This window comes from Streptomyces sp. GbtcB6 (assembly GCF_019091475.1).
GTDB lineage: Bacteria > Actinomycetota > Actinomycetes > Streptomycetales > Streptomycetaceae > Streptomyces > Streptomyces hyaluromycini.
On sequence record NZ_JAGXJL010000560.1, the window covers coordinates 1 to 228 of the forward strand.

The window sequence follows — 228 nt, forward strand, 5'->3', positions numbered from 1 at the left end:
GCGGAGGCCGTCGGCGTCGGTCCACTTGCCGATCCCGGCGACGGCGCTGCGCCAGCCGTCGCCCGGCCGGTCGAAGTAGGCGGGCGCGGGCAGGATCCGGCTCCCGGCCTCCAGCGCCGCGGCGGCCACCGCCTCGGCGTGCGCGGACATCTCGGCACTGGTGGTCACGCCGTAGCGCAGCATCTCGGCACAGCCGAGGAGCATGCCCCCACGGGCGTCCCGCGGGGT

Annotated in this window: 1 pseudogene; it reads right to left on the reverse strand. The window is 77.6% G+C overall.

The features are described from left to right. Window positions 1–204: pseudogene (locus tag KVT45_RS55985) on the reverse strand (amidohydrolase); the annotation flags it as partial. Window positions 205–228 lie beyond the last annotated feature (24 nt).